Here is a 2,756-nt window from a genome sequence, read left to right as displayed (position 1 = left end):
ACCAGCACAGCGGCGCGATGTGTCGGTTGCGACCGCTCTTGAGCCAGCGGTTTTCGCGCTCCTGCTGGCAGATGGCGCAGATGAAGCTGGCATCATTCATTTGGACGCTCCCTCTGCTTCGGCGACGCGACGACGGGCTGTAACCAAGGTGACGTTCAGCACCTTCGCGCTCTTGAGCCCGAACCTCTTGGCAATGCCGTCCATCTCCCCGTAGGAGGCGGCTTTGACCGCTGAGAGCATCCGGCGGTAGCGGTCGTAGTCCGGCTTCGGATGCGCCTTCGCCGGCACGAGATGCCCGACATGCCGTCCGACCGTCTGGACGGACCAGCCCGTGATGGCGGCGATGTCGGACCGGCACAGGCCCTGCTCGCTGGCCAGGGCCGTCATCTGCGCGAGGTGATGATCCTTGACTGGCGCGAGCGGTTTCCGAACTACGGTGGGGGCTGCGTAACGCCACCAGCGCCTGTAGTGACGGTTGCACCATCCGCGGGCGAGATGCGGGGATTGGCAGCCGGGGATCGTGCAGATGCGGGTCATGCCGCCCTCCGCATGAACCGACCAAACTCGTCACGCCGCTGCGGAGGCTTCGGTCGAGCGTTTAAAGCAACGACGCGGGCGGCCTTGAACCCAGCGAGCGTCAAATCGTAGACGAAGCGCCGAAATTCCCCCATGTTGAACTTCGGCGTTCCGCGATACGCCGCGAGGAAGAACATGAAGGGCTCAAGCGGGTAGTGCCCCTTGATGCTGTTGCATTCGAGACAAGCGATGACGAGGTTTTCGTCACGATCGCGAGCGGTGCCGAGAAGCTGCGGTTCAATGTGATCTCGCGTTGCTTGACACTTGCGGTTAGCCCGTGCCTCGGGCGATCCCGCCGGGAACACCTTTCGGTCGCAGTAGGCGCACACGCCGCTCCGAAGCCGCTTTTTCTTTCCGGGGATGATGTGCATGTTCACGCGGCCACCCTCCCCATGCTCGCGGCATCCTGGACTAGGGTGGGGTCAGGAAAGCCGCTGTCGGACCAGATGACGCCCTGCTGAGCGGCGAAGGCGTCGACCAGCGCCAGCAGATCGCTGAACTCGGCCTTGCTCATGTCCGAGGTCCGCATGCCGAGCGGGACGAAGGTGCCAGGGTCGATGCCCGGCACGACGCGAGCCTTGCGGAGGGACGCGCTGAGCACATCCTTCCAGTCTTCGCTGCTGAGCTTCAGGCCGTACCATTCGACCTGATGCGAGATGTCCGCGAGGCGAGCCCACAGGAGGGCATTGGCGTCCAAGGAGCGGCGTGGCCCCTTGAACTCCACCCGCGTGCCGTCAGGCAGCCCGCGGATCCATTTAATAGCCCGCTCACGCACAGCGGCGTTGGCGAGCACGAGGAAGGCCCGGCCGCTCATTGCGCCGCCTCTAGATTGCCCAAGGCGTTGCGCTCTTCGGCCATATCTTCGACCCGGTGCCGGTCCACCTCATCGAGGCTGGCGAGGGCGCGCTTCACGTCGTCTCGCTGCAGCCACACCGCTACGGCGTCGCCCTGGATCGTCCAAAGCTTCGTCAGCATCTTGCCAGCCGTTTCCTGCGAGGCGTTGCGGATGATCGGCTTGCCGTTGGTGTGAAGGTCGTGGACGTTGCGGAGATCGGGCGGCGGCGCGGGCTGCTCTGCGAACTCGCGCTTCAGCTCGGCCACGTATTTGCTGTCGTCAAACCGACCCATATGCACGTCGGCCGACATGCCGAGGTGCTTCATGGCGTTGCCGAGAGCGTCGGTGAACGCCTTCTTGAAGCCCTCATCGTCTACGACCATGCCGGATGAGAACTTCTTGACAGCGAAGTCACCGCCAACCCCGTGCACGGGCTCCGAACGCGTGCCGTCAGCCTTGCGATACCAGACCGACAGCCAGCAATAGACGGCGGTCTGGCCGTCAGGGGCGGGCACAAGCTGAAAGGTCGGCTCGCTGTAGCCCCAGCCGTCGCCGCAAGGCCCGAAGACCTCCGTCATCTTCTGGTCGGTGTAGATCGGCTTGATGGCCGTTCCTGAGAAGCCGCCGGCCCGCTTGAAGCCCTTGGTGTGCGCCGGGTCGGTGCGGCCAAGCCGGTTCCAGATGTCGAGGTTGTCTGACATGGCTACCTCGTGCGAACTGTGAGGACAGGGGCCGCGTTCGACCATTCAGCCCCGGCAATCGGACCGTCTGCGAGCGCGGCGGCGATGGCGGTCTTGCTCGGCTCCCGCTTGAAGATGCAGGCGTCGTCCGGCAGCTTGGCCTCGTCGGTGATGACCACCTTGGGCTTGCCGGCATTCACGGTGGCGGACAGGTCGGGTCCGTCCAACTTGGTCAAGCCCAAATCCGCCATGGCCCCTAGGACCACGCCACGAAGCCGCTCAGCCTTGTTGTCGAGCCGGGCCTTACGCTCCCGCATCTCAGCGAGAATGCCGCTCAGCGCCTTGCTCAGAGCCTCTGTGTGGCGGGCGGCGCGGAGAATGCGGATCAGCCTGTCCTGGATGTTCGTCTCAGAGGCCATCAGCTCGGCGAAGTCTTCGTCGTCCGGTTCGATGCCGGCGGCGATCAGAGCGGCGGCCACCTGACTGGCGACTGCCATCTCCTGATAAAGCGGGATGCGAGCGGCGGCGGTCATTGCATCCGTCCTCCCGTCAGTCGCACGGCGCGCGCGCCGTCAGCGGCATCCTTCAAAATCTCGGCGGCCCGAGCAGCGCTAAGCGCCAGCCACATCGGCACGTGCTTGCGCTTGACCGACAGCACGGCGAGC

5 protein-coding genes are annotated in these 2,756 nt (G+C 64.9%); all 5 read right to left on the bottom strand.

Going from position 1 to position 2,756, the window contains the following annotated elements; translation table 11 throughout:
• Positions 1 to 96: 96 nt before the first annotated feature.
• The 5 genes from MKK88_RS30945 to MKK88_RS30925 are packed head-to-tail and all read right to left on the bottom strand — an operon-like array spanning position 97 to position 2,624.
• Positions 97 to 537 (bottom strand): hypothetical protein, encoded by a 441-nt coding sequence (locus MKK88_RS30945; protein ID WP_244007177.1) that lies wholly within the window; start codon positions 535 to 537, stop codon positions 97 to 99.
• Positions 534 to 947 (bottom strand): HNH endonuclease, encoded by a 414-nt coding sequence (locus MKK88_RS30940; protein WP_244007179.1) that lies wholly within the window; start codon positions 945 to 947, stop codon positions 534 to 536. The genes MKK88_RS30945 and MKK88_RS30940 overlap by 4 nt, the downstream gene beginning before the upstream one ends.
• Positions 948 to 949: 2 nt before the next feature.
• Complete coding sequence (locus MKK88_RS30935; RefSeq protein ID WP_244007175.1) at positions 950 to 1,390, bottom strand: recombination protein NinB; 441 nt, start codon at positions 1,388 to 1,390, stop codon at positions 950 to 952.
• The gene (locus tag MKK88_RS30930; protein WP_244007173.1) at positions 1,387 to 2,157 is read right to left on the bottom strand and encodes a hypothetical protein; all 771 of its coding nucleotides are present in this window, start codon (positions 2,155 to 2,157) and stop codon (positions 1,387 to 1,389) included. The genes MKK88_RS30935 and MKK88_RS30930 overlap by 4 nt, the downstream gene beginning before the upstream one ends.
• On the bottom strand, positions 2,115 to 2,624 hold the full coding sequence (locus MKK88_RS30925; RefSeq protein WP_244007171.1) for a siphovirus Gp157 family protein: 510 nt from the start codon (positions 2,622 to 2,624) through the stop codon (positions 2,115 to 2,117). The genes MKK88_RS30930 and MKK88_RS30925 overlap by 43 nt, the downstream gene beginning before the upstream one ends.
• Positions 2,625 to 2,756: the final 132 nt, after the last annotated feature.

Origin of the sequence: Methylobacterium sp. E-005 (assembly GCF_022829725.1) — a bacterium.
Classification (GTDB): Bacteria; Pseudomonadota; Alphaproteobacteria; order Rhizobiales; family Beijerinckiaceae; genus Methylobacterium.
The sequence above is the reverse complement of the archived record's forward strand: the minus strand, read 5'-3'. Positions and strand labels throughout refer to the sequence as shown.

Excerpts from the sequence above, each read along its gene's own strand:
- MKK88_RS30940 (WP_244007179.1), bottom strand. The coding sequence starts at position 947 with ATGCACATCATCCCCGGAAAGAAAAAGCGGCTTCGGAGCGGCGTGTGC.
- MKK88_RS30925 (WP_244007171.1), bottom strand. The coding sequence starts at position 2,624 with ATGACCGCCGCCGCTCGCATCCCGCTTTATCAGGAGATGGCAGTCGCC.
- MKK88_RS30945 (WP_244007177.1), bottom strand. The coding sequence starts at position 537 with ATGACCCGCATCTGCACGATCCCCGGCTGCCAATCCCCGCATCTCGCC.
- MKK88_RS30935 (WP_244007175.1), bottom strand. The coding sequence starts at position 1,390 with ATGAGCGGCCGGGCCTTCCTCGTGCTCGCCAACGCCGCTGTGCGTGAG.
- MKK88_RS30930 (WP_244007173.1), bottom strand. The coding sequence starts at position 2,157 with ATGGTCGAACGCGGCCCCTGTCCTCACAGTTCGCACGAGGTAGCCATG.